A 23,872-nucleotide genomic window follows, 5' to 3' on the forward strand; every position below is an offset into this window, starting at 1 on the left:
TTCAAAAAAAGATAACCAGTCAAATCCGATAATGTTTTGACTGGTGTAATCAAAGAAAAAAAACTATAATAACCCACCATTTTATATCAGAACCCTATCTACTGGAAACCAAAATGTCGAAAAAATATTTAGTTACTTGGGATATGCTCCAAGTTCACGGGAAAGCTTTATCTCAACATTTAATCGAACGTCAAGAGTGGAAAGGTCTTATTGCCGTTAGTCGCGGTGGATTAGTGCCTGCTGCTATCGTGGCGCGCGAATTAAATATTCGCTATGTAGATACATTATGTATTGCGAGCTATCATGATTATCAAAATCAAACAGACATGCAATTAATCAAAGAGTGCAATCTACCCAATGAAGGCGAAGGCTTTGTGATCATTGATGATTTGGTGGACTCAGGCAATACTGCTAAACTCATCCGTAAATTGTATCCAAAAGCTTACTTTGTAACGATTTTTGCAAAGCCACAAGGCAAACCATTAGTGGATTTCAGTGTCCTTGATGTACCACAAGATACTTGGATTGAACAACCTTGGGACACAGCTGTACATTTTATTCCACCAATTTGTGATCAAAACAAACAATAATCATGCAATATCATAAACCCAACTGGATTAAAGACAATGCAATTGCCTTAGGTTTTTGGGTTGGCAAATACATTGCACGACTACCTATGCCTTTTCTACTATTCTTAGGAAAAGGTATAGGCCGCATTTCATATCATGTTGCTAAAAAGCGCCGTCATATCATTGAGCGCAACATTCAATTATGCTTCCCAAACTTATCTCAAGAGGAAAAAACTCAACTCGTTAAAGATAATTTTGATTCATTAGGCATGGGCATATTTGAAACATTAGCAGCATGGTTCAAACCCAAACAACAAATAGAAGAAATTTTTACCTATGAAGGCTTAGAGCATCTTGCAGCAGTTAAAGAATCAGGCCAAGGAGCCCTTTTACTGACAATTCATTTTTGTAATTTAGAGTTAGGTGCAAGAGCCATGACATTGCAAACACCTTTTGTAGCAATGTATCGTATGCATAAAAATCGTTATTTTGAAGAAGAACAATTCAAAATGCGGGCAAAGCAGTCTCAAAATGAACCAGTAAACCGTAATGAAATTCGCAAAACCATCAAACTACTCCGTCAGGGTAAGTTACTTTGGTATGCACCAGATCAAAATTATGGTGGCAGCAATCATGTATTTGTGAATTTTTTTGGTGTGAAAGCATTAACAATTACTGCAACATTCGAAATGGCCAAGCTTGGAAGAGCAAAAATATTACCCTATTATTGCATCCGCAAAGGCAATCAATATAGAATCAAAATATTACCTGCACTAGAAAATTTCCCATCTGATTCAACTACTAAAGACTGTGAACGTTTAAATACGTTATTTGAATCTTGGATATCAGAAGCGCCTGATCAATATCTATGGGCACATCGTCGATTCAAAACTCGTCCTGAAGGTGAGAAAGATTTATATGAGTAAAACATTGATTAAAAATTATCAGCGTATTTTAATCATTCAATGGAGTGCAATGGGTGATTGTGTTTTAGCTAGCACAACATTTGATGATATTAAACAATATTTTCCTGATGCAAAAATTGACCTCAATACTTTACCGCCTTGGGATCAATTATTTATTCATGATCATCGCTTCCATCAACTCATTAGCTTTAAAATCCGTAAACAAGGTTTTAAAGCAACTAAACAATGGCTCAATCTTTTAAAGCGAGAAAACTACGACCTTATCATTGATTTTCAAAACAGTGATCGATCTCGATTAATGCTATCCATTGCGAAAATTTTTAAATTTACCAAAGCAACCATTATTGGCAGAAGCAAACACTGGTGCTACGACAATAATATTGCCGAACAAGAAATCACAAACAATCATGTGGTTGATCGTTATTATGCTGCTTTGAAATCTATTGGCATCCAACAACAATCGAAACATCCTAAAATTATTGCCTCTGATGAAATCATTCAAAGTGTTCAAGATCAAAAAACTGACATCATTCAAAATAAAAATTTTGCAGTTTTTGTACCTGGTTGCAGCCCGCAACATCCACAAAAACGCTGGCCAACAGAGTCATTCATTCAATTAGGGCAAATTTTATTCAAAAATAACATTCAGCATATCCTAATCATTGGCGCACAAAGCGAAGCTAATATTTGTGAAAAAATCACACAAAGCGATTCAAGATTTATTAATCTTTGCTCCAAAACATCATTATTAGAAATACCTGAATGGCTCAAAGGTGCATCATTAATTGTTGGTAACGACACAGGAACTTCACATATGGCCGCAAGCAGCAATGCACCATTAATCACTCTATTTGGTCCAACCGATCCTATGCAATCACGACCATACGGCTCAAAAGTCATCGCATTGCAGGCACAAAATTTTGGAAATGACAATAAAATTGACCAAATCACTGCAAATGATGTATTAACTACCTATCAAAATATTTTCAATCCGCCGGATAAAACAGTATAATCGTCGGATTTTATAATTGAATATTAATATTTTCAAAGGAATTGATGTGACAAAACAATCAAGCTATACCAAAGAAGAACTGCTAATGTGTGGCAGAGGCGAACTATTTGGCGAAGGTAATGCTCAATTACCAGTACCTCCTATGCTGATGTTTGATCGCATCACGCAAATCACAGATGATGGCGGTAACTACAACAAAGGCTTGATCGTTGCAGAATTGGATATCAATCCAGATTTATGGTTTTTCCCATGTCACTTTATTGGCGACAGCGTCATGCCAGGTTGCTTAGGCTTAGATGCAATGTGGCAACTCGTTGGCTTCTATTTAGGCTGGAAAGGTGGTATTGGTCGCGGCCGCGCTCTAGGCTCAGGCGAAGTAAAATTTTCAGGTCAAGTATTGCCAACCGCTAAAAAAGTAACCTACCATATTCACATGAAACGTGTTATTTTGCGCAAATTAACAATGGGTATTGCAGATGCAACTTTATCTGTGGATGATAAAATCATCTACACTGGTTCAGACCTTAAAGTTGGTCTTTTTACCTCAACAGATAATTTTTAACGTTTAGGAGAAACATTATGAGACGTGTTGTTATCACAGGTCTTGGGATTATTTCTAGTATCGGAAACAACAAAGAAGAAGTATTAGATTCTCTCAAATCAGGCAAATCAGGGATTGAATTTTCACAAGAAATGGCTGATTTAGGTTTCAGATCCCATGTTCATGGTGCTATTCGCATCAACCCTGCTGAACATATTGATCGTAAAGCTTTCCGCTTTATGGCTGATGCTGCGGCTTACGCTTACTTAGCTATGGAACAAGCGATTGAAGACTCTAAACTTCCACCTGAAATGGTTTCTAACGAACGTACAGGTTTGATCGTTGGTTCTGGTGGCGCTTCCACTCGTAACCAAATTGAAGCAATTGACAGCATGCGTAATACTGGCGCGACAAAAAAAATGGGTCCTTACATGGTAACTCGTACAATGGGTTCCACAGTATCAGCATGTTTAGCAACACCTTTCAAAATCAAAGGTGTTAACTATTCTATTAGCTCAGCATGCTCTACATCTGCACATTGTATTGGTAACGCAGCAGAACAAATCCAATTGGGTAAACAAGATGTCATTTTTGCAGGTGGTGGTGAAGAATTGCATCCATTCATGAGTGCAATGTTTGATGCAATGGGCGCATTGTCTACTAAATATAATGACAATCCTTCAGTTGCTTCTCGTCCTTATGATGCGGACCGTGATGGCTTTGTTATCTCTGGTGGCGGCGGTATTGTTGTTGTCGAAGAATTAGAACACGCTTTAAAACGTGGGGCTAAAATCTATGCTGAAATCACCGGCTACGGCGCGACATCTGATGGTTATGACATGGTTGCCCCAAGTGGCGAAGGTGCTGAGCGCTGTATGCGTCAAGCATTATCAACAGTTGAAGGCCCAATTGATTACATCAATGCACATGGCACATCAACACCAGCAGGTGATATTCCTGAAATTATGGCTGTACAACGTGTATTTGGCGATAAATTCCCTTACATCACGTCTACAAAATCACAAACTGGTCATGCATTAGGTGCAGCTGGCGTAAACGAAGTGATCTATTCATTATTAATGATGGAAAATAACTTTATTCAAGCTAGCCAACACATCGACAATGTTGATCCTAAATTAGAAGGCTTCCCTATCGTTCGTGAAAAAATTGAAGATATCGAAATCAACAATATCATGAGCAATAGCTTTGGCTTCGGTGGCACCAATGCAACTGTTGTATTGAGCCGTTATAAAAACTAACACTCATTTCATTACCTGATTACAGTATTACAAATAAAGCCTAATCATTAATGATTAGGCTTTTCTTATAAGCTAACTACTATAGATTAATTCAATAAAAGCTGTATGATTAAAAGAATATACGACATAATAGCCATCATAAACAACTCTTATTCTTATTATTTAATTAATAAACTATTCTTTTCTTTTCACTTCAATAAAATAATATGACTGCCAATGTCATGGCGAATTAAATAAATACAAGGCTTATTATGAAATTTCGCTCAAATATTAAAGAAAATAATGTAACTGATGAAAAAATTTTTATCAATCGCCGAAGAATACTCAAAGGACTTGGTTTATTTACAGCTTCAAGCGTTGCATCTGGCATCGCCATTAGCCGCGCACAAAGCTGGTTTGAACAACAACCTAAAATGCCATCAAATTTACATGCACCCACCTCTCTTAAGTTTTTCAACTCGACAATATATAGCCCCAATTTAGAATTAACACCTGAAAATAAAGTCACAGGATATAATAATTTTTATGAATTTGGATGGGACAAAGCAGATCCTGCTAGATTAAGTCAAAACTTTAAATCTGATCCATGGAAAGTAGAAATAGATGGTGAAATCAATCAAGCCATGACACTAGATTTAGACGATATTTTTAATAAATTTGATCTAGAAGAACGAATATATCGTTTCCGCTGTGTTGAAGCATGGTCTATGGTCATTCCTTGGATAGGCTTCCCCCTCTCTGCATTATTAAAAATGGTTGATCCAACCAACAATGCCAAGTATGTTGCCTTCCAAACTTTGTATGATCCTGAGCAATTTCCTAATCAAGGGAAAAAATTCTCAGGAAATTTCTCATTTCCTTATATTGAAGGATTAAGAATTGATGAAGCAATGCACCCACTAACTTTTGTAGCTGTTGGTCTATATGGCAATAAACTACTTCCACAAAATGGTGCGCCTATTCGCTTAGTCGTTCCATGGAAATATGGATTTAAGAGTATAAAATCGATTGTAAATATTCGCTTAACAGAAAACGAACCACCAACCACTTGGAACATTAGTGCTCCGAATGAATATGGTTTTTATGCTAATGTGAATCCAAATGTATCGCATCCTCGCTGGTCTCAAGCATCTGAAAGAATCATAGGTTCAGAGGGATTATTTGGTGCAAAACGACAAGATACATTGCTATTTAACGGCTATCCTGAAGTTGCTGAACTTTATAAAAACATGAATCTTCATAAATATTACTAGTCATGAAAATAATTAATCCTATCATTCCATTAAAAATACTAGTTATCAGCACAGGCATCATTCCATTCTTATGGCTAGTATATTTAACATTAACGAATCAGCTTGGTGCAGATCCTGCCAAAGATATCCAACATTTCACAGGAACCACAACTATTAATTTCTTAATGGCGACCCTTTTAATATCTCCTATGGTAAAAATATCACACTGGAATATTCTCAATCGATTAAAAAGAACCATAGGATTAACCACATTTTTTTGGGCAATCGCTCATGTTTTCAGCTATTTATTATTTGAACTCGCAGGTGATATAGCACTATTTTTTAATGAAATCACTAGTAGATTATATTTGATATTAGGCAGTATCGCATTGATCGGATTACTCGCTCTGGCGATCACTTCAAATCAATACTCAATTAAACAACTGAAAAAAAACTGGAAAAGGTTGCACAATTTAGTCTATCCCATTGCAATATTCTCTTCATTTCATTACTACATTGCATTAAAAGTCAAAGATCCTATCGCAATCTATTACTTAATCGTTTTTATAGCTTTGTGGGCTAATCATCTTTTTCGCGCTTATCAAAAACGAAAACAGCATTACTCTCGATGGTAAGGATGGTTATGTAAAATACTCCAACCACGGAATAATTGCTCAGCCACCAAAATTCTTACCATCGGATGCGGTAATGTTAATTTTGATAGTGAAATGCTTTGCTGAAAGCTTTGCTTCACTTCATCAGAAAAGCCTTCTGGACCACCAATTAATAAAGCGATATCGGTTCCACCTTGCAACCAGTCAGCCATCATTTGGCTTAACTCAGGCGTTGTGACAGCTTTACCAATCACATCCAATCCAACAATGCGCGCGCCTTTTGGCACAGCAGCGAGCATCTTCTGCCCTTCTTCTTTCAAGATCTTACTGATATCTGCATTTTTCTTTCGGGCTTGTGCGGGAATTTCAACCATTTTTAACTGAACTTCATTACGCAAACGGCTTTGATATTCGTCAAAGCCGTCTTTAACCCAATTTGGCATATTATTGCCAATGGCGATTAAGTGAACAATCATACTAGATGAACAATTTCTCTAATTGATAGAATTCACGCGCATCTTTAGTCATGATGTGAACAACAACATCACCATAATCTTGCAATACCCAGTTACCGCTATCTACACCTTCCGTGCCGATCGCTAAGTGACCTTGACCTTTCATTGCCACTTCTAATTTGCCTGCCATTGCTTTCAAATGCGTTGATGATGTACCTGTCACGATTACAACCCAATCTGCATACTTAACAATTTTGCTTACATCGAATACTTTAATATCCACACCTTTCATATCATCCAAGGTAGTTTCAACAATATTCTTCATCGCTTCTGACATAAATTTCATCCAGTTCATTTAAAATTAATACAATAGTGCCCTATATTGTACTTCATTTTAATTTAACAATTAAAACTTAATTAAGTTTGATAGAATAATACTTTTATCATTTAGTTTTGAAGGTTGAGAAATGGTCAGTTTTGAAGCACTTTATGAAGAAGCACAAAAATACATTCCAGGCGGTGTTAACTCTCCAGTGAGAGCTTTTAAACAAGTCGGTGGCGCACCTGTTTTTTTCAAAAAAGGTGAAGGTGCTTACATTTACGACGAAAATGGTAAAAAATATATCGATTACGTTGGTTCATGGGGCCCAATGATTGTTGGTCACGCTCACCCTAAAGTAATCGAAGCTGTCATTAAAACAGCTAAAAATGGTTTATCTTTCGGTGCACCAACTGTTTCAGAAACTGTTTTGGCTAAAAAAGTATTGGAAATCATTCCATCCATGGATAGCGTGCGCATGGTAAGCTCAGGTACAGAAGCAACTATGAGTGCAATCCGTTTGGCACGTGGCTATACAAATCGTAACAAAATTATTAAGTTTGAAGGCTGCTATCATGGCCATTCAGATTCATTATTAGTAAAAGCAGGATCAGGCTTATTAACATTTGCAGAACCTTCTTCACCAGGCGTTCCTGCTGATTTAACACAGCATACAATCGTATTGGAATACAATAATCCTGAAGAGTTAAAAGAAGCTTTTGCAAAATATGGTGATGAAATTGCTTGTGTAATCGTTGAACCAATCGCGGGCAACATGAACTGTATTCCACCATCTAAAGAATTCTTACAAACAATCCGCGATTGCTGTACAGCTGCAGATTCTGTATTCATCATGGATGAAGTAATGACAGGATTCCGTGTACATAAACATTCAGCGCAAGGCTTGTATGACATCACACCTGATTTATCAACATTTGGTAAAGTCATCGGTGGCGGCATGCCAGTTGGCGCATTTGGCGGTAAAGCAGAAATCATGGCTCATATGTCACCCAATGGTGCAGTTTATCAAGCTGGTACATTATCAGGCAATCCTGTTGCAATGGCGGCTGGTATCGCAACATTAGAATTAATTTCTGAAGATGGATTCTACGAAGATTTAAAAGCTAAAACAGATTACCTAATGGAAGGTATTCAAAAGGTTTTTGCAAAACACAATCAACCATTACATATTAATCATGTTTGCGGCATGTTTGGCTTATTCTTCACAGATCGTGCTGTTCATACATATAAAGATGTGATGACAAGCGATGTAGAATTCTTCAAAAAATTCTACCATGGCTTATTAGATCGTGGTATTTACTTAGCACCAAGTGCTTTTGAAGCAGGTTTCTTATCAAGCGCGCACACATATGATGATTTAGATACTACAATTCAAGCCATCGATGAAACATTAACAAAGATTAAAGGTTAATCACATGAAACAAACTCCATGGATCGCACCATCTATTTTATCCGCTGATTTCGCTCGTTTGGGTGAAGAAGTTAATAATGTATTGGATGCTGGCGCTGATATTATTCACTTTGATGTAATGGATAATCATTATGTTGAAAACTTAACATTTGGCCCAATGATCTGCAAAGCATTACGTGATTATGGCGTAACTGCACCAATCGATGTGCATTTAATGGTTTCACCAGTGGATCGCATGATTGAGTCTTTTGCCAAAGCAGGTGCAAGCTACATCACATTCCACCCAGAAGCATCATTGCATGTGGATCGTTCATTACAATTAATTAAATCTCATGGTTGCAAAGCAGGCTTAGCTTTAAACCCTGCAACACCAGTACATATCTTGGAACATGTTTGGGATTATTTAGATATGATCCTAGTGATGAGCGTAAACCCAGGCTTTGGTGGACAAAAATTCATTCCATCTGCGCTAGATAAACTAGCAAAATTAAGAAAAATGATTGATGATAGTGGCAGAGAAATTCGCTTAGAAATTGATGGTGGTGTCAATGCAGATAATATTGCTGAAATTTCTAAAGCTGGTGCAGATATATTTGTTGCTGGCAGTGCTATTTTCACTCAAAATAATTACAAAGAGATCATTAATAGACTTAAATCAAATGCGAAATTAGACTGATACGCTTTTGTCGTTTAAAATGTTAAGATTATTTTATTACAAAAAACTAAACGAGAACGGATATGAACATCACAGATCTATTAACCTTTGTTGTAAAGTCTGGTGCATCGGACTTACACTTATCAGCAGGATTGCCTCCACTCTTGCGTATTGATGGCGATGTAACGCGCATCAATGCACCTGCAATGGATAATGATGCGGTTTATGATTTAATTTATGGAATCATGAACGATACGCAACGTAGAACTTTCGATGCTGAATTAGAAGCTGACTTTTCTGTAGATGTTCCTGGTCTTTCTCGTTTCAGGGTAAACGCATTCCATCAGAATCGAGGCGTTGGCGCAGTTTTCAGAACAATTCCTAATAACATCAAATCTATGGATGAATTAGGTATGCCAGCAATCTTCAGACAGATGGTTTCCGTTCCTCGTGGTTTAGTTTTGGTAACAGGGCCAACTGGTTCGGGTAAGTCAACAACGTTAGCTGCAATGATTGACTACTTAAATAAGCATCACCCTTACCATATTCTAACGGTTGAAGATCCAATCGAATTCGTTCACATGCCAAGAAAATCGTTGATCAACCAACGTGAAGTTCATAGAGATACATTGTCATTTAACAATGCACTTCGTTCTGCACTTCGTGAAGATCCTGATGTTATCTTGGTGGGTGAGCTTCGTGACTTAGAAACTATTCGCTTAGCATTAACTGCGGCGGAAACTGGTCACTTGGTCTTCGGCACACTCCATACTACATCCGCATCTAAAACCATTGACCGTATCATCGACGTTTTCCCAGAAGGCGAAAAACCATTGGTTCGTTCAATGTTATCTGAATCTTTACAAGCTGTTGTTTCTCAAACGCTTCTAAAGAAAAAAGGTGGTGGTCGTGTTGCAGCATGGGAAATCATGATGGGTACAAATGCTATTCGAAATCTTATCCGTGAAGATAAGATTCCACAAATGTATTCTGCAATCCAAACAGGACAATCATTCGGCATGCAAACCCTTGATCAGCATTTGCAACAGCTTGTTAAGGCTGGCATGATTGATAAAGAAGTTGCTGCAAGTAAAGCAAAAGTTCCATCTGATTTTAGTTAGTCATTATATTGCATATTTTTTTCAAATAAGTATAATGACGTGTCTGTTTTTAAGGAACGGTTTTTGCGTTCCTCAAAGAATTTATTTTATTGAAATAGGTTATTTTAATTATGAGTAAAGTTTGTCAAGTCACTGGTAAAGCACCTGCTGTTGGGAACAATGTTTCTCACGCAAACAATAAAACTCGCCGTCGTTTTTTACCAAATCTTCACTCACATCGTATTTGGGTAGAAAGCGAACAGCGCTTTGTAACATTACGCGTAACGTCTGCTGGTTTAAGAACTATCGATAAGAAAGGTATCGATGCTGTTCTTAAAGATATTCGTGCACGTGGTGAGAAAATCTAAGGAGCTTTATCATGGCAAAAGGTATCAGAGAAAAAATCAAGTTAGTGTCAACGGCTGAAACAGGTCATTTCTACACTACTACAAAAAACAAAAGAACAACTCCAGAAAAATTAGAGTTCATGAAATATGATCCCGTTGTTCGTAAACACGTTTTATATAAAGAAGCTCGTATTAAATAATACAGTTTAAGTTTCTTCTAAAAGCAACCGAAAGGTTGCTTTTTTAGTTTCTGCTATGAATCAAAAGCATAAACTTCAATTTCAAGTACTATTGTGCTAGATTGTGCACTATCTTTTATTCACTTAATCGCTATCTATCGTGATCAAATTAGAAAATATATCAAAATCTTACCCTTCATCCAAAGGCCCTGTTACTGCGCTCAATAATATTTCACTCACTATAGAAGCAGGTGAAATTTTTGGCATCATTGGCCATTCTGGTGCAGGGAAAAGCACATTAATTCGCTGTTTAAATCTTCTAGAAAAACCAACATCAGGTGAAGTCATTCTAGATAATATTAATTTAACAAAACTCAGCAAAAATGAATTAATGCATGAACGCAGAAAAATCGGCATGATTTTCCAACATTTCAATTTGTTTGATAGTCAGACCATTTTTAACAATATCGCCTTTCCATTACGCTTGGAGAAATTATCCAAAGCTGATGTTAAAAAGCGCGTTGATGAATTATTGGAATTAGTAGGTTTAACGGAACATGCCAATAAATATCCTGCACAATTATCAGGTGGGCAAAAACAACGCGTTGGCATCGCGCGAGCATTAGCCAATCGACCAAAAGTCCTATTGTGCGATGAAGCAACTTCAGCATTGGATCCACAAACAACACAGTCCATTTTAGAATTATTACGTGATATTAACCAAAAATTAGGCTTAACAATTGTATTAATCACCCATGAAATGGAAGTAATTCGTAAAATTTGTCATAAAGTTGGCGTCATTCATGCAAGCCAAGTTGTTGAACTAGGTCCTGTGGAAGAAGTATTTTTAAACCCTCAACACAATGTCACCAAAGAATTTATTTTAGATAATAGCCATTATGATGAATTAAAAGCACATTTAAAAACAAGCACAATGAAAGATGCCAATCTTTATCAGATTACTTATTCTGGCGAAGATTCCTACCATCCACATTTAAGTGACATCATTAAATCCACAGGTGTTCACTTCTCTATTCTATCTGGCAATATTAGCTACATTAGAGATTTACCTTATGGGCAATTACTTGTTGCATTAAATGGTAGTGAAGAAGCACAAACCAATGCCTTAAAAGAATTCTCAGCCAAAAATATCCATACATTAGCGGTTAATTTATAAATCATGTATACAGATTTCAAAACATGGGCTATCAGCGCCCTACAAAGTTTAATTCAAGATACCTTTCCTAAAGTTAAAGTGAATATGCTTTGGGATGCAACAGAAGCAACCTTACAAATGTTAATGGCTTCATGGGCAGTCACGACAGTTTTTGGCATCATTTTAGGTGTTGTTTTATATTTAACAAGCCCAAAACAACTACTACAAAATAAAATTGTTTACCCTATGTTATCCATTTTTACCAATGTATTACGCTCCATTCCATTCTTAATTTTGATCATTTATCTATTGCCCTATACCAAGCTATTAGTGAATACATCCTTTGGTGTAAAAGGTGCAATCATTCCATTAGCAATTGGCGCAATTCCCTTCTTTGCTAAACTCGTTGAAACATCCTTGCGCGAAGTTAATCGTGGCATCATTGAAGCTGCTGTGAGCATGGGTACACCAATGCATAAAATTATCTTCTCTGTATTATTAAGAGAAGCACGCCCAAGCATCATTGCAGGCGCAACCATTACAGGTATTTTATTACTATCATTCACAGCAATGGCTGGTGTTGTTGGTGCAGGCGGATTAGGCGATTTAGCCACAAGATTTGGCTTCCATCGCAATCAACCAGAAATTACTAACTTTGTGATTGTAATTATCATTATTATCGCGCAAACTATTCAATTAGTTGGCGATACATTTATGCGCCGATTAACGCGAAAATAACAACTATTTAGGATTATTGTAAGGAGCCGTAGCATGAAAAAATTAGCATCAGCATTGATTCTCTCTGCATTACCATTTTTAGCAAATGCACNACGCCCAAGCATCATTGCAGGCGCAACCATTACAGGTATTTTATTACTATCATTCACAGCAATGGCTGGTGTTGTTGGTGCAGGCGGATTAGGCGATTTAGCCACAAGATTTGGCTTCCATCGCAATCAACCAGAAATTACTAACTTTGTGATTGTAATTATCATTATTATCGCGCAAACTATTCAATTAGTTGGCGATACATTTATGCGCCGATTAACGCGAAAATAACAACTATTTAGGATTATTGTAAGGAGCCGTAGCATGAAAAAATTAGCATCAGCATTGATTCTCTCTGCATTACCATTTTTAGCAAATGCACAGGATTCAATTAAAGTCGCAGCAACACCAGTTCCACATGCAGAAATTTTAGAACACGCACAAACATTAGCGCCTGATTTTAAAATTGATGTTGTCGTTGTGACAGATTACGTTCTGCCAAACTTAATGTTGGACGAAGGCGAAGTTGATGCAAACTTTATGCAACATCAACCTTACTTAGATGAGTTCAACAAAGCTAACAACTTAACATTAGTATCTGTTGGCGGTGTTCATTTAGAACCATTAGGTGGTTACTCTAAAAAAATAACTGATGTTAAAGCAATTGCTAATAATGGTAAAATTGCGATTCCTAACGATCCTACTAATGGTGGACGCGCTCTAATCTTGTTGCACAATAATGGCGTAATCACTTTAGAAGATCCAAAAAACATCTTATCAACTATTGCTGACATCAAAGAAAACCCTAAAAATTTATCATTCATTGAGCTAGAAGCTCCAATGTTAGCTAAAGCAATTGATGAAGTAGATTTAGCATTAATTAATACAAACTTCGCATTAGATGCTGATTTAAATCCAATGAAAGATGCGTTAATCATTGAAGATAAAAATTCTCCTTATGTAAACATTGTGACTGTAAAAGCAGACAGTAAAGATAAAGAGAACGTGCAGAAGTTAATGAAAGTATTAAATTCACCAGAAATGAAATCATTCATTGAAACAAAATACCAAGGCAGTATTTTACCTGGCTTCTAATTTCATTAGAGAAGAATCATCTAAAAAGAGCCGATCTTCATCGACTCTTTTTTATTTCGACAACATTTTTACATTAATTATCAGAACAGGTTATAATAGTGAAATGGTCGTAAAATCAGATTGAAACGTAACATTAACTCAGCATTTTAATTCTGGGTATGATTGACTTTTATACTAAAAAGCAAGATAATGTTGCGTCTTATATTGTTTAAACTATTGGTTATATTTGGAGAATACCTTTGGCAAACTCAGCTCAAGCAAGAAAACGCGTACGCCAAGCGGAAAAACACCGTTTAGCAAACGCTTCATACCGTTCAATGACTCGTACTTATGTTAAGAAAGTATTGAAAGCTATTCAAGAAAACAACGTAGAATCTGCTAAAGATGCGTTAAAAAAAGCACAAGGCGTTTTAGATCGCGCAGCAAACAAAGGCTTGTTTCATAAGAAAACAGCTGCACGTTTGGTTAGCCGTTTGAACGCAAGAATCAAAGCAATCGCTGCTTAATTCTTAAGTTTCAAAAAAAGCCCTTTTCAGGGCTTTTTTTACGTCTGTTGGTTGGGCATTATTTCAGTACTATTTTACTGCGCTTCTTCAAATACACTAAAATATGCTCAACTGATTCCTTAAAATCCTTGATTTGCTTAATACCAGCTTCATCCGTTGGCTTCAATGACTCCAATAAACTGATTGCAACTTCATCAACATAACGCTGATAAACAATATAGTGTCGATAATCCTTGATAGCTTTTAAACTCTTTAGAGTAATTATAAAACTCAAAGTTTAAATCATTCAATAATTCATTCATCTGTTTTGGTAACAACCTAACACTATCAGCATTAATATCGACGATATGATGCGCTAAACCCTCTAATGCAACATTAAAACGATCAACCAACTTAGAAAAGCTATTATCATGTGTAATCACTAAAAAATTAGGTGATAACGGCATGCACTCATCTCCTTGTACTTACATACTTTATTCATCTAAAACCCAAAACTAAACATCAAATAAAATATAAAGAAAAGAAAAAAAAAGNCCTAACACTATCAGCATTAATATCGACGATATGATGCGCTAAACCCTCTAATGCAACATTAAAACGATCAACCAACTTAGAAAAGCTATTATCATGTGTAATCACTAAAAAATTAGGTGATAACGGCATGCACTCATCTCCTTGTACTTACATACTTTATTCATCTAAAACCCAAAACTAAACATCAAATAAAATATAAAGAAAAGAAAAAAAAAGAAAATTATACTATATTTATACAAATATTACAGTAATAAAAAAGCCCCGCTAATGCGAGGCTTTTAAAAAATTCTGTCAATTAGCTTAATTTACCATGACAATGCTTGTATTTTTTACCAGATCCACAAGGACAATCATCATTACGGCCAACCGTAGAGAAATCAATTTCTTGGCCTGTGATTTCACCTGCATCACTGAATGTGCGTTTCATCAACAATTCACTTGCATCTGCTTCATTACTATCTTCTGGCAATAAACTTATTTCTTGCTCTTCTGATACTGTTGGTAATTCAATTTTCAAACGGCTCAAGTAAACAATTGTGTCGTAATAGATGCGATCCAACATTTGCTCGAACATACTGAATGCTTCTTTCTTATACTCTTGCTCAGGACGTTTTTGAGCATAAGCACGCAATTGAATACCTTGACGCAAATAATCCATCGCAGCCAAATGATCTTTCCAGTTGTGATCCAATAATTGAAGCAAAATATTCTTTTCAAATGCTTTGAAATTATCTTGATCAACAATAGAAATTTCTTCCTCTGAATCAGGTAATTTTACAAATTGTTTAGAATGATACGCCTGCTTATTCATCTCGATTAAACGATCTACAACTTTTTGATCATCCAACTCTTGATCTTCTTCTAACCAAGCAGCTAATTTCACATCCATCAAGAAATCACGAGATAATTTCTCTTCCAATCCTTCCATATCCCATTGCTCTGGGAATGATTGTGGCGGGATATGTTTAGCAACTAAATCACGGAATACAGTTTCACGAATTGCATCGATTGCTGGACCCACATCATTTGCAGCTAAAATATCATCACGCTGTTGATAGATAACTTTACGCTGATCATTAGCAACGTTATCGTATTGCAATAAGTTCTTACGCATTTCAAAGTGATGACCTTCCACTTTGCGCTGGGCATTTTCAATCGAACGGCTGATCCATTTATGCTCTAAAGGAATACCATCACCCATGCCCAATTTTTTCATCATATTGTAAGCAGATGGCGATGTAAAAATGCGCATCAAGTTATCTTCTAACGATAGATAGAAACGAGATGAACCGACGTCACCTTGACGACCAGAACGACCACGCAACTGATTATCAACACGGCGTGATTCATGACGCTCTGTACCAATGATGTGTAAACCACCTTCAGTAAGAACCTTATCATGACGTTTCTGCCATTCTGCTTTCAAAGCAGCTTTTTCTGCTTCTGTTGCATCAGGATGACTTTCCAATTCCATTGAGAAGTTACCGCCCAACACAATATCTGTGCCACGACCAGCCATATTTGTAGCAATTGTTACTGCGCCAGGTTGACCTGCTGCACCAACGATATAAGCTTCTCTTTCATGCTGTTTTGCATTCAAAACTTCATGGGGAATTTGACGATCATCTAACATTTGAGAAATTAATTCTGAAACTTCTACTGAAGCAGTACCTACCAACACAGGTTGACCTGCTTCACGGCAATGCACGATATCTTTAATGATCGCTTCGTATTTTTCTCTTTGTGTTAAGAAAATCAAATCACCATAATCTTTACGTTTGATCTCTCTATTTGTTGGAATCACCACAACTTCCAAACCATAGATTTCTAATAACTCAGGCGCTTCAGTATCAGCAGTACCAGTCATACCAGATAGTTTTTCATAAATTCTGAACAAATTTTGGAATGTGATTGATGCCAATGTTTGGTTTTCAGGCTTAATTTGTACGCCTTCTTTTGCTTCAATCGCTTGATGCAAACCATCTGACCAACGACGACCCGATAATGTACGGCCTGTGTGTTCATCAACAATGATGATTTCACCTTCTTTGATCAAATAATCCACATCTTTGCGGAATAAGTGATGTGCACGCAAGCAACTATCTAAATGATGATAAAGCTTCAAGTTATTCGCATCATATAAGCTTTCGCCTTCTTTCAATAAACCAGCTTGAACTAATAACTCTTCAGCATGTTCATGACCAATTTCAGTCAATAATACTTGGCGATCTTTCTCATTGATCGTAAAGTCATTGTCACCATTTTCATCAGCTTTCACTAAATGCGGAACAACCAAGTTGATCGCTTGATAAAGCTCTGCTGTACCTTCCGCAGGGCCTGAAATGATCAATGGTGTTCTTGCTTCATCGATTAAGATTGAGTCAACTTCATCAATAACAGCAAAGTTAAGTGGACGCTGTACTTTCTGCTCTGGCTGGAAACTCATATTGTCACGAAGATAGTCGAAACCAATTTCGTTATTTGTACAATATGTAATGTCACATTCGTAAGCTGCTTTTTTCTCTTCAGGACCTTGTTCAGATACGATGACACCAACAGATAAACCCATCCATTGATACAAGCGGCCCATATCTGTTGCGTCACGCTTTGCCAAGTAGTCATTCACTGTAACAACATGAACACCCTTACCTTCTAAAGCATTCAAATAAACAGCCAATGTCGCCACTAAAGTTTTACCTTCACCTGTGCGCATTTCTGCAATGCGACCTTGGTGCAATGTAATACCACCGATCATCTGAACATCATAATGACGCAAACCTAAAACACGTGTACTTGCTTCACGAATGGTTGCAAATGCTTCTGGTAACAATTTATTTAAAGAAGTACCTTCTTGGATACGTTCACGAAATTTAACTGTCTGTTGTTTTAATTCTTCGTCAGACATTGCTTGCATCGTAGGTTCTAATGCATTAATTTGTTTAACGATTTTGAAAGCATCTTTGACCAAACGGTCATTTCGAGTTCCAAAAATCTTTTTTGCAATCGCACCAAACATGGCATTCCTTCTATATAGTAAAAATATAAATTAACAGTGTATTTTAACGTATTTTAACGTCAAAAAGAACTTATTGATGTGATACCCAGTTATTTCTATGGATGAGCTCTTCTGATATCACATAACCTAATTTATTAATGATGTCATTCGATGCCGTTTTCAAGAGCAACTTTACTTCTTCTGAATTATAGTTACACAATCCACGTCCAAGTTCTTCACCTTTAACGTTCACACAAGAGATGATATCACCGCGTTGGAAAGAGCCTTTGACATCGATCACACCAATCGGTAACAAGCTCTTTTTCTGCACTAATAATGCTTTTTCAGCACCTTCATCCACCACAACTTTGCCAAATACATGCGCTTGATTGAGTATCCAACGCTTTTTAGCCGCCATTGTTGTGTGCTCTGGTTCAAACTGCGTACCAATTTCTTCTCGTGCAGCTACTTTCAATAAGCCATCTTCAGATTTGCCATAAACAATGTATGTTTCCGTGCCTGAAGTTGCAGCTTTTTGTGCGGCTTTTACTTTCGTATACATACCACCTTTGCCTAAACTTCCACCTTCTGGGCTTGCCATATCCAATAATGATGGGTCCATCGCACGAACTTTGCTCAATAATTGCGCATCACTATTTTTACGAGGATCTTTGTTATACAAACCTTTTTGATCTGTCAAAATAATATAAGTATCCGCTTCGATTAAGTTTGCAACCAACGCACCTAACGTATCATTATCGCCAATACAAACTTCATCATAAGAAACCGTATCGTTCTCATTAATAACAGGAATCACATTGTGATTGATCAAAGCGTTGAGTGTTGCACGGATATTTAAATAGCGAGTACGATCCAAAGCATCATCATGAGTCAACAAAACCTGCGCTGCTGTTAAACGATATTTTTGCAATGCCGTTTGCCAAGCTTCCACTAATTTTGCTTGTCCTACTGCTGCAGCTGCTTGAAGCTCGCTCAATTCTTTGGGTCGTTCACTCCAACCCAATCGTTTCATACCAGCAGCAACTGCACCTGATGAAACCACGACAATCTTATAGCCTTTCGATTGTAAATTTGCGATTTGTGCAGCGTAATCATCCAATAAAGAATAATCAATACCAATGCCACCATTCGTGATCATTGCACTGCCGATTTTAATTACCCAAAGAGTTTCTTTTTCCATACAATTCATATTATGATGTCAAGTTCAAGCAAAATTAATTTGCACAAAAATAAATTAAGGTTTGTTGCAGGGGATTATCATAGCAAACTTACCTTAGCTTGTTTCCATTTTAGGATGTTAAATTTAGAGGTGGTTTTAAAATGGCCAAAACGCTTTACGATAAATTGTGGGAAGCCCACGTTGTGCGTACCGAAGAAGATGGTACTGCATTGTTATACATTGATAGACATATCATTCATGAAGTCACAAGCCCACAGGCTTTTGAAGGACTTCGTCTGGCAAATCGTGAGCTCTGGCGTAAAAACTCCATCATTGCAACACCTGATCACAATACACCAACAACACCTGGCTTTACGACGATTGAAGATCCAATCTCTCGCTTGCAAGTTGATACTTTAGATCAAAATGCACGCGCAGCTGGTGTAACTTACTTCCCTGTTGGTGATATTCGCCGTGGTATCGTACATGTCGTTGGCCCTGAACAAGGCGCAACATTACCTGGAATGACTGTTGTTTGTGGAGATTCGCATACGGCAACTCATGGCGCATTTGGCGCGCTTGCTTTTGGTATTGGTACAAGTGAAGTTGAACATGTTATGGCAACATGTTGTTTAGTACAAAAGAAATCCAAAGCAATGAATATTATTGTGGATGGTGATCTATCCAAAGGCGTTACTGCTAAGGATATCGTTCTTGCAATCATTCGTGAGATCGGTACTGCTGGCGGCACAGGTTATGCAATCGAGTTCTCAGGTAGTGCAATTCGTGCGCTATCAATGGAAGGACGTATGACTATTTGTAACATGGCAATCGAAGCTGGTGCGCGCGTTGGTATGGTTGGTGTTGATAATACAACATTAGAATTTGTGAAAGATCGTCCATTATCGCCAAAAGGTGAAATGTGGGATCAAGCCGTTACTTATTGGAATACATTACATTCAGATGAAGGTGCTCATTTTGATAAAGTGATCACATTGAATGCTGCAGATATCAAACCACAAGTAAGCTGGGGTACAAGCCCTGAAATGGTGATCGGTATTGATGAAATGATTCCTGATCCAGCTAAAGAAACTGATTCTGTCAAACGTACAGGTATGGAAAAAGCTTTGGCATACATGGATTTACAGCCAAACATTCCATTATCAGCAATTCCTTTATCTAAAGTATTCATTGGTTCTTGCACAAACTCACGCATTGAAGATTTACGTGAAGCTGCTTTCATCGCTAAAGGTAAAAAAGTTGCCAACAACATTTTACAGGCAATGATCGTGCCAGGTTCTGGCTTAGTGAAAGAACAAGCAGAGAAAGAAGGTTTAGATAAGATTTTCTTAGAGGCTGGCTTTGAATGGCGTGAACCAGGTTGCTCGATGTGCTTAGCTATGAATAATGATCGCTTAAATGCAGGTGAACATTGCGCTTCAACATCGAACCGTAACTTTGAAGGTCGTCAAGGCGCAGGCGGTCGTACGCATTTAGTGAGCCCTGCAATGGCTGCTGCCGCTGCTATTACTGGCCATTTTGTTGATGTTCGCACATTGATTTAAGGAGATCATAATGAAAAAATTCACAAGACATCAAGGCATTGCTGTTGCGATTGATCGCCCAAACATTGATACAGATGCGATCATTCCTAAACAATTTTTAAAATCCATTCAACGCTCTGGATTTGGCGTTAACTTATTTGACGAATGGCGCTATACAGATGTTGGCGAACCTGGCATGGATAACTCCAAGCGCCCACTCAATAAAGAATTTTCATTGAACCAGCCGCGATTCAAAAATGCTTCTATTTTAGTCGCGCGCGAAAACTTTGGCTGCGGTTCATCTCGTGAGCATGCTGTATGGGCTTTGGATGATTATGGTTTTAGATCTGTGATCGCACCAAGCTATTCTGATATCTTCTTCAATAACTGTTTTAAAAATGGTGTATTACCAATTGTGCTTTCTGCCGAAGATGTTGATACAATTATACAGTTAATCAATCAACATGAAGGATTGGAAATCGAGATTGATCTACCTGAACAGCAAGTGGTTTGTAAGCTAGACAATAAAGCATTGCATCAACCATTTTCATTCAATGTGGATGAATTCCGTAAATATTGTTTACTCAATGGGTTTGATGATATTGGACTAACTCTTCAACATACTGATGATATTAAAGCTTATGAAGCGCGAATGAAACAGAAAACGCCATGGGTTTTTATGGATCATTCCCTATAATATTTTTATTTAACAAATTTTAGACTTTATGAAAACTACAGAAATACGCCGTAAATTTTTAGACTTCTTTATCTCAAAAGGACATACAGAAGTTTCTTCGAGCTCGCTCGTTCCTCACAATGATCCGACGCTTTTATTCACAAACGCAGGTATGAACCAATTCAAAGATCTATTCTTGGGATTGGAAAAGCGTAACTACGTGCGCGCCACATCATCACAACGTTGTGTTCGTGCCGGCGGTAAGCACAATGACTTGGAAAATGTTGGTTTCACAGCGCGCCACCACACTTTCTTTGAAATGTTGGGGAACTTCAGCTTCGGCGATTATTTCAAAAAAGAAGCCATCGAATTTGCTTGGGAATTATTAACAAGTGTTTATATGTTCCCTGCTGAAAAATTGACAGTGACTGTATTCCATACAGATGATGAAGCATTTAACATTTGGCGCGATGTTATTGGTGTGCCAGAAGAACGCATCATTCGTTTAGGTTTGAAAGATGATGGTAGCTCAGATAACTTCTGGCAAATGGGCGATACAGGTCCTTGTGGTCCTTGCTCTGAAATTTTCTATGATCATGGTGATCAAATCTGGGGCGGCCCTCCAGGATCTCCTGAAGAAGATGGCGACCGTTTCATCGAAGTATGGAACTTAGTTTTCATGCAGTTTAATCGTGATGAATCTGGCATTTTGCATCCATTACCAAAACCATCTGTGGATACTGGTATGGGTTTAGAACGTTTGGCAGCTGTTTTACAAGGCGTTCATGGCAACTACGAAATTGATATTTTCCAATCATTGATCAAAGCTGCTGCAAAAGCAACAAATACAACAGATTTAACGAACAATTCATTGAAAGTCATCAGCGATCATATTCGTTCAGTATCTTTCTTGATTGCAGATGGTGTTTTACCTTCTAACGAAGGCCGTGGTTATGTATTGCGCCGTATCATCCGTCGTGCAGTTCGCCATGGTTATAAACTAGGTCAAAAAGATATTTTCTTCAATACATTGGTCGCAACATTGGCTGATGTAATGGGCGATGCTTATCCTGAATTGATCGAGAAGAAAGTTCACATTCAAGATGCGATCAGACAAGAAGAAATTCGCTTTGCTGAAACATTAGAGCACGGCTTGAAATTGTTAGAAGCAGATATCAAAGCATTGAATGGTGCAAAAACGATCTCTGGTGAAACAGTTTTCAAATTGTATGATACATACGGCTTCCCTGTTGACTTAACGAACGATATCGCTCGTGAACAAGGTTTAGAGCTTGATATGGATGGCTTTGAAGTTTGCATGGAAGAACAGCGTGCGCGTGCGCGTGCTGCAAACCAATTCAGCGCAGAAAAAACTGTAGCTGTTGATTTAGATAAACCAGTTGAGTTTGTTGGCTATACAGAAAACCATTTAGATACAATCATCCTAGAATTGGCTAAAGATGGTGAATTAGTAGATTCATTATCTGAAGGTGCTCAAGGTATTGTAGTATTAGAGCGCACACCTTTCTATGCTGAATCTGGCGGCCAAGTGGGTGATCATGGTTCTATTTCAATGGGTGATAACTTATTCATCGTTGAAGATACGAAAAAACAAGGTGATGCAATTCTTCATTTTGGTCATGTTTCTAAAGGTTCTTTCAAAAAAGCTAACCAAGTTCATGCGAGAATTGATGAGCAATATCGTGATGATATTCGTAAAAATCACTCTGCAACTCACCTATTACACAACGCATTACAAGATATTTTAGGCAACCACATTGAACAAAAAGGTTCTTTGGTTACTTATAATCGCTTGCGCTTTGACTTCTCCCACAATGCACCGATTCCATTGGAAGTATTGCAACAAATTGAATGGCATGTAAACCAAGCAATCATTGCTAATAGCCCAGTTGAAATTCAAACCATGCCAATTGATGAAGCTAAAGCTAAAGGTGCAATGGCTCTATTTGGTGAAAAATATGGTGATGAAGTTCGTGTTGTTGAAATGGGCGATTCTTTAGAATTATGTGGTGGTACTCACGTTGCTCGCACAGGTGATATTGGCCAATTCAGAATCATTCAAGAATCAGGCATTGCATCGGGCGTTCGCCGTATCGAAGCTGTGACTGGCTTACATGCACTATCTTTAGTTCAAAGCAATGTACGTTTGATCGTTGAATTATCTGAAGCATTAAAATCAACGCCAGAACAGATTCTTATTAAAATGCATCAAATGTTGAATGATCTAAAAGCAACAGATAAAGCATTACAACAAGCTAAATCTAAATTGGCATTGGTTGCAAGTGATGAGATTTTAGCGCAAGCACAAGAAATTAATGGTACTAAAGTAATCGTTGCATTGGTTCCTGAAGTTGAAACCAAACTTCTACGTGAATTGGCTGATAAATTACGTGATCAATCACAAGGTATTGTCTTACTAGGTTCTGCGGTAGATGGCAAAGCAACATTAGTTGCATCGATTGAAAAATCTTTAACAGCTAAAGTAAAAGCTGGCGACTTCGTAAATGTTGCAGCTGCAATTGTTGGCGGTAAAGGTGGTGGTCGTCCTGATTCAGCAACAGCTGGCGGTCAAGATGGCTCTAAAGTTCAAGAAGCACTAGATGCTGCAAAAGCTTGGATTCAAGATAAAATCTAAAAATCATATTTAGCATTGCTCCCTACGGGAGCAATGTAGATATTTATTTTTAGGTTTACTAATTTAAAATAACAAAAAGCGGGATTCATTCCCGCTTTTTTATACCTGAAATAATATCTCAA

Annotated in this window: 24 protein-coding genes; 19 read left to right on the forward strand and 5 right to left on the reverse strand. The window is 37.4% G+C overall.

What is annotated here, in order from left to right:
* Nucleotides 1-113 precede the first annotated feature (113 nt).
* The 7 genes from gpt (at nt 114) to BZK16_RS01410 (ending at nt 6,174) form a co-directional block, all read left to right on the forward strand.
* Nucleotides 114-590, forward strand: a complete 477-nt coding sequence (gene gpt, locus BZK16_RS01380; protein WP_077927109.1) for a xanthine phosphoribosyltransferase — start codon at nt 114-116, stop codon at nt 588-590.
* Nucleotides 591-592: 2 nt separating this feature from the next.
* Nucleotides 593-1,495: an LpxL/LpxP family Kdo(2)-lipid IV(A) lauroyl/palmitoleoyl acyltransferase gene (gene lpxL, locus BZK16_RS01385; RefSeq protein ID WP_077927110.1), complete on the forward strand. Its 903-nt coding sequence runs from the start codon at nt 593-595 to the stop codon at nt 1,493-1,495.
* Nucleotides 1,488-2,507 (forward strand): glycosyltransferase family 9 protein, encoded by a 1,020-nt coding sequence (locus BZK16_RS01390; RefSeq protein ID WP_077927111.1) that lies wholly within the window; start codon nt 1,488-1,490, stop codon nt 2,505-2,507. The genes lpxL and BZK16_RS01390 overlap by 8 nt, the downstream gene beginning before the upstream one ends.
* A gap of 46 nt (nt 2,508-2,553) precedes the next feature.
* On the forward strand, nt 2,554-3,069 hold the full coding sequence (gene fabA, locus BZK16_RS01395; RefSeq protein ID WP_077927112.1) for a 3-hydroxyacyl-[acyl-carrier-protein] dehydratase FabA: 516 nt from the start codon (nt 2,554-2,556) through the stop codon (nt 3,067-3,069).
* A gap of 17 nt (nt 3,070-3,086) precedes the next feature.
* Complete coding sequence (fabB, locus tag BZK16_RS01400; RefSeq protein WP_077927113.1) at nt 3,087-4,307, forward strand: beta-ketoacyl-ACP synthase I; 1,221 nt, start codon at nt 3,087-3,089, stop codon at nt 4,305-4,307.
* 251 nt (nt 4,308-4,558) lie between these two features.
* Nucleotides 4,559-5,560, forward strand: coding sequence for a protein-methionine-sulfoxide reductase catalytic subunit MsrP (gene msrP, locus BZK16_RS01405; RefSeq protein ID WP_077927114.1), 1,002 nt, complete (start codon nt 4,559-4,561; stop codon nt 5,558-5,560).
* A gap of 2 nt (nt 5,561-5,562) precedes the next feature.
* Nucleotides 5,563-6,174 (forward strand): protein-methionine-sulfoxide reductase heme-binding subunit MsrQ, encoded by a 612-nt coding sequence (locus BZK16_RS01410; RefSeq protein ID WP_077927115.1) that lies wholly within the window; start codon nt 5,563-5,565, stop codon nt 6,172-6,174.
* Here BZK16_RS01410 and rlmH read toward each other — a convergent pair.
* Complete coding sequence (rlmH, locus tag BZK16_RS01415) at nt 6,159-6,629, reverse strand: 23S rRNA (pseudouridine(1915)-N(3))-methyltransferase RlmH (RefSeq protein WP_077927116.1); 471 nt, start codon at nt 6,627-6,629, stop codon at nt 6,159-6,161. The genes BZK16_RS01410 and rlmH overlap by 16 nt on opposite strands.
* Before the next feature lies 1 nt (nt 6,630).
* Nucleotides 6,631-6,945 (reverse strand): ribosome silencing factor, encoded by a 315-nt coding sequence (gene rsfS, locus BZK16_RS01420; protein ID WP_077927117.1) that lies wholly within the window; start codon nt 6,943-6,945, stop codon nt 6,631-6,633.
* 130 nt (nt 6,946-7,075) lie between these two features.
* Between rsfS and hemL the strand changes: the two genes are divergently transcribed.
* The 9 genes from hemL (at nt 7,076) to rpsT (ending at nt 14,165) form a co-directional block, all read left to right on the forward strand.
* A complete protein-coding gene (gene hemL / locus BZK16_RS01425; RefSeq protein WP_077927118.1) occupies nt 7,076-8,359 on the forward strand; it encodes a glutamate-1-semialdehyde 2,1-aminomutase in 1,284 nt (427 codons plus the stop codon).
* 4 nt (nt 8,360-8,363) lie between these two features.
* Nucleotides 8,364-9,035, forward strand: a complete 672-nt coding sequence (gene rpe, locus BZK16_RS01430) for a ribulose-phosphate 3-epimerase (protein WP_077927119.1) — start codon at nt 8,364-8,366, stop codon at nt 9,033-9,035.
* Nucleotides 9,036-9,097: 62 nt separating this feature from the next.
* Nucleotides 9,098-10,135 (forward strand): type IV pilus twitching motility protein PilT, encoded by a 1,038-nt coding sequence (locus BZK16_RS01435; RefSeq protein ID WP_077927120.1) that lies wholly within the window; start codon nt 9,098-9,100, stop codon nt 10,133-10,135.
* Nucleotides 10,136-10,245: 110 nt separating this feature from the next.
* Nucleotides 10,246-10,482 carry a 50S ribosomal protein L28 gene (gene rpmB, locus BZK16_RS01440; RefSeq protein WP_077927121.1) on the forward strand — a complete coding sequence of 79 codons (237 nt, stop codon included), beginning with the start codon at nt 10,246-10,248 and terminating at the stop codon, nt 10,480-10,482.
* A gap of 11 nt (nt 10,483-10,493) precedes the next feature.
* Nucleotides 10,494-10,661 (forward strand): 50S ribosomal protein L33, encoded by a 168-nt coding sequence (gene rpmG, locus BZK16_RS01445; RefSeq protein ID WP_008315715.1) that lies wholly within the window; start codon nt 10,494-10,496, stop codon nt 10,659-10,661.
* Between the two features lie 139 nt (nt 10,662-10,800).
* A complete protein-coding gene (locus tag BZK16_RS01450) occupies nt 10,801-11,817 on the forward strand; it encodes a methionine ABC transporter ATP-binding protein (RefSeq protein ID WP_077927122.1) in 1,017 nt (338 codons plus the stop codon).
* A gap of 3 nt (nt 11,818-11,820) precedes the next feature.
* On the forward strand, nt 11,821-12,534 hold the full coding sequence (locus BZK16_RS01455; RefSeq protein ID WP_077927123.1) for a methionine ABC transporter permease: 714 nt from the start codon (nt 11,821-11,823) through the stop codon (nt 12,532-12,534).
* Between the two features lie 354 nt (nt 12,535-12,888).
* Nucleotides 12,889-13,659 (forward strand): MetQ/NlpA family ABC transporter substrate-binding protein, encoded by a 771-nt coding sequence (locus BZK16_RS01465; RefSeq protein ID WP_077927125.1) that lies wholly within the window; start codon nt 12,889-12,891, stop codon nt 13,657-13,659.
* A 239-nt stretch (nt 13,660-13,898) separates the two neighbouring features.
* Nucleotides 13,899-14,165: a 30S ribosomal protein S20 gene (rpsT, locus tag BZK16_RS01470; RefSeq protein ID WP_077927126.1), complete on the forward strand. Its 267-nt coding sequence runs from the start codon at nt 13,899-13,901 to the stop codon at nt 14,163-14,165.
* A 194-nt stretch (nt 14,166-14,359) separates the two neighbouring features.
* On the opposite strand, the gene BZK16_RS01475 is transcribed toward rpsT, so the two are convergent.
* From BZK16_RS01475 to proB, 3 genes are all read right to left on the reverse strand, one after another.
* Nucleotides 14,360-14,611, reverse strand: coding sequence for a hypothetical protein (locus tag BZK16_RS01475; protein WP_077927127.1), 252 nt, complete (start codon nt 14,609-14,611; stop codon nt 14,360-14,362).
* Nucleotides 14,612-14,994: 383 nt separating this feature from the next.
* Nucleotides 14,995-17,715 carry a preprotein translocase subunit SecA gene (gene secA, locus BZK16_RS01480; protein ID WP_077927128.1) on the reverse strand — a complete coding sequence of 907 codons (2,721 nt, stop codon included), beginning with the start codon at nt 17,713-17,715 and terminating at the stop codon, nt 14,995-14,997.
* 70 nt (nt 17,716-17,785) lie between these two features.
* Nucleotides 17,786-18,895 carry a glutamate 5-kinase gene (proB, locus tag BZK16_RS01485; RefSeq protein ID WP_077927129.1) on the reverse strand — a complete coding sequence of 370 codons (1,110 nt, stop codon included), beginning with the start codon at nt 18,893-18,895 and terminating at the stop codon, nt 17,786-17,788.
* A 140-nt stretch (nt 18,896-19,035) separates the two neighbouring features.
* On the opposite strand from proB, the gene leuC reads away from it, so the two are divergent.
* From leuC to alaS, 3 genes are read left to right on the forward strand one after another with little or no spacing between them, the layout of a single operon-like run.
* Entirely contained in the window at nt 19,036-20,439 is a 1,404-nt protein-coding gene (gene leuC / locus BZK16_RS01490) for a 3-isopropylmalate dehydratase large subunit (protein WP_077927130.1), read from the forward strand.
* Between the two features lie 10 nt (nt 20,440-20,449).
* Nucleotides 20,450-21,115 (forward strand): 3-isopropylmalate dehydratase small subunit, encoded by a 666-nt coding sequence (gene leuD / locus BZK16_RS01495; protein ID WP_077927131.1) that lies wholly within the window; start codon nt 20,450-20,452, stop codon nt 21,113-21,115.
* 28 nt (nt 21,116-21,143) lie between these two features.
* Nucleotides 21,144-23,750, forward strand: a complete 2,607-nt coding sequence (gene alaS / locus BZK16_RS01500) for an alanine--tRNA ligase (protein WP_077927132.1) — start codon at nt 21,144-21,146, stop codon at nt 23,748-23,750.
* Nucleotides 23,751-23,872: the final 122 nt, after the last annotated feature.

The sequence above is a fragment of the Wohlfahrtiimonas populi genome (assembly GCF_002006795.1).
Classification (GTDB): domain Bacteria; phylum Pseudomonadota; class Gammaproteobacteria; order Cardiobacteriales; family Wohlfahrtiimonadaceae; genus Wohlfahrtiimonas; species Wohlfahrtiimonas populi.

What these genes read in the sequence shown, in the direction of transcription:
- rlmH (WP_077927116.1), bottom strand. Translation starts at nt 6,629, where the DNA reads ATGATTGTTCACTTAATCGCCATTGGCAATAATATGCCAAATTGGGTT.
- rpmB (WP_077927121.1), top strand. Translation starts at nt 10,246, where the DNA reads ATGAGTAAAGTTTGTCAAGTCACTGGTAAAGCACCTGCTGTTGGGAAC.
- lpxL (WP_077927110.1), top strand. Translation starts at nt 593, where the DNA reads ATGCAATATCATAAACCCAACTGGATTAAAGACAATGCAATTGCCTTA.
- fabB (WP_077927113.1), top strand. Translation starts at nt 3,087, where the DNA reads ATGAGACGTGTTGTTATCACAGGTCTTGGGATTATTTCTAGTATCGGA.
- hemL (WP_077927118.1), top strand. Translation starts at nt 7,076, where the DNA reads ATGGTCAGTTTTGAAGCACTTTATGAAGAAGCACAAAAATACATTCCA.
- gpt (WP_077927109.1), top strand. Translation starts at nt 114, where the DNA reads ATGTCGAAAAAATATTTAGTTACTTGGGATATGCTCCAAGTTCACGGG.
- BZK16_RS01465 (WP_077927125.1), top strand. Translation starts at nt 12,889, where the DNA reads ATGAAAAAATTAGCATCAGCATTGATTCTCTCTGCATTACCATTTTTA.
- alaS (WP_077927132.1), top strand. Translation starts at nt 21,144, where the DNA reads ATGAAAACTACAGAAATACGCCGTAAATTTTTAGACTTCTTTATCTCA.
- rsfS (WP_077927117.1), bottom strand. Translation starts at nt 6,945, where the DNA reads ATGTCAGAAGCGATGAAGAATATTGTTGAAACTACCTTGGATGATATG.
- BZK16_RS01475 (WP_077927127.1), bottom strand. Translation starts at nt 14,611, where the DNA reads ATGCCGTTATCACCTAATTTTTTAGTGATTACACATGATAATAGCTTT.
- BZK16_RS01455 (WP_077927123.1), top strand. Translation starts at nt 11,821, where the DNA reads ATGTATACAGATTTCAAAACATGGGCTATCAGCGCCCTACAAAGTTTA.
- rpe (WP_077927119.1), top strand. Translation starts at nt 8,364, where the DNA reads ATGAAACAAACTCCATGGATCGCACCATCTATTTTATCCGCTGATTTC.
- msrP (WP_077927114.1), top strand. Translation starts at nt 4,559, where the DNA reads ATGAAATTTCGCTCAAATATTAAAGAAAATAATGTAACTGATGAAAAA.
- leuC (WP_077927130.1), top strand. Translation starts at nt 19,036, where the DNA reads ATGGCCAAAACGCTTTACGATAAATTGTGGGAAGCCCACGTTGTGCGT.
- leuD (WP_077927131.1), top strand. Translation starts at nt 20,450, where the DNA reads ATGAAAAAATTCACAAGACATCAAGGCATTGCTGTTGCGATTGATCGC.
- BZK16_RS01410 (WP_077927115.1), top strand. Translation starts at nt 5,563, where the DNA reads ATGAAAATAATTAATCCTATCATTCCATTAAAAATACTAGTTATCAGC.
- secA (WP_077927128.1), bottom strand. Translation starts at nt 17,715, where the DNA reads ATGTTTGGTGCGATTGCAAAAAAGATTTTTGGAACTCGAAATGACCGT.
- proB (WP_077927129.1), bottom strand. Translation starts at nt 18,895, where the DNA reads ATGGAAAAAGAAACTCTTTGGGTAATTAAAATCGGCAGTGCAATGATC.
- BZK16_RS01390 (WP_077927111.1), top strand. Translation starts at nt 1,488, where the DNA reads ATGAGTAAAACATTGATTAAAAATTATCAGCGTATTTTAATCATTCAA.
- rpmG (WP_008315715.1), top strand. Translation starts at nt 10,494, where the DNA reads ATGGCAAAAGGTATCAGAGAAAAAATCAAGTTAGTGTCAACGGCTGAA.
- BZK16_RS01435 (WP_077927120.1), top strand. Translation starts at nt 9,098, where the DNA reads ATGAACATCACAGATCTATTAACCTTTGTTGTAAAGTCTGGTGCATCG.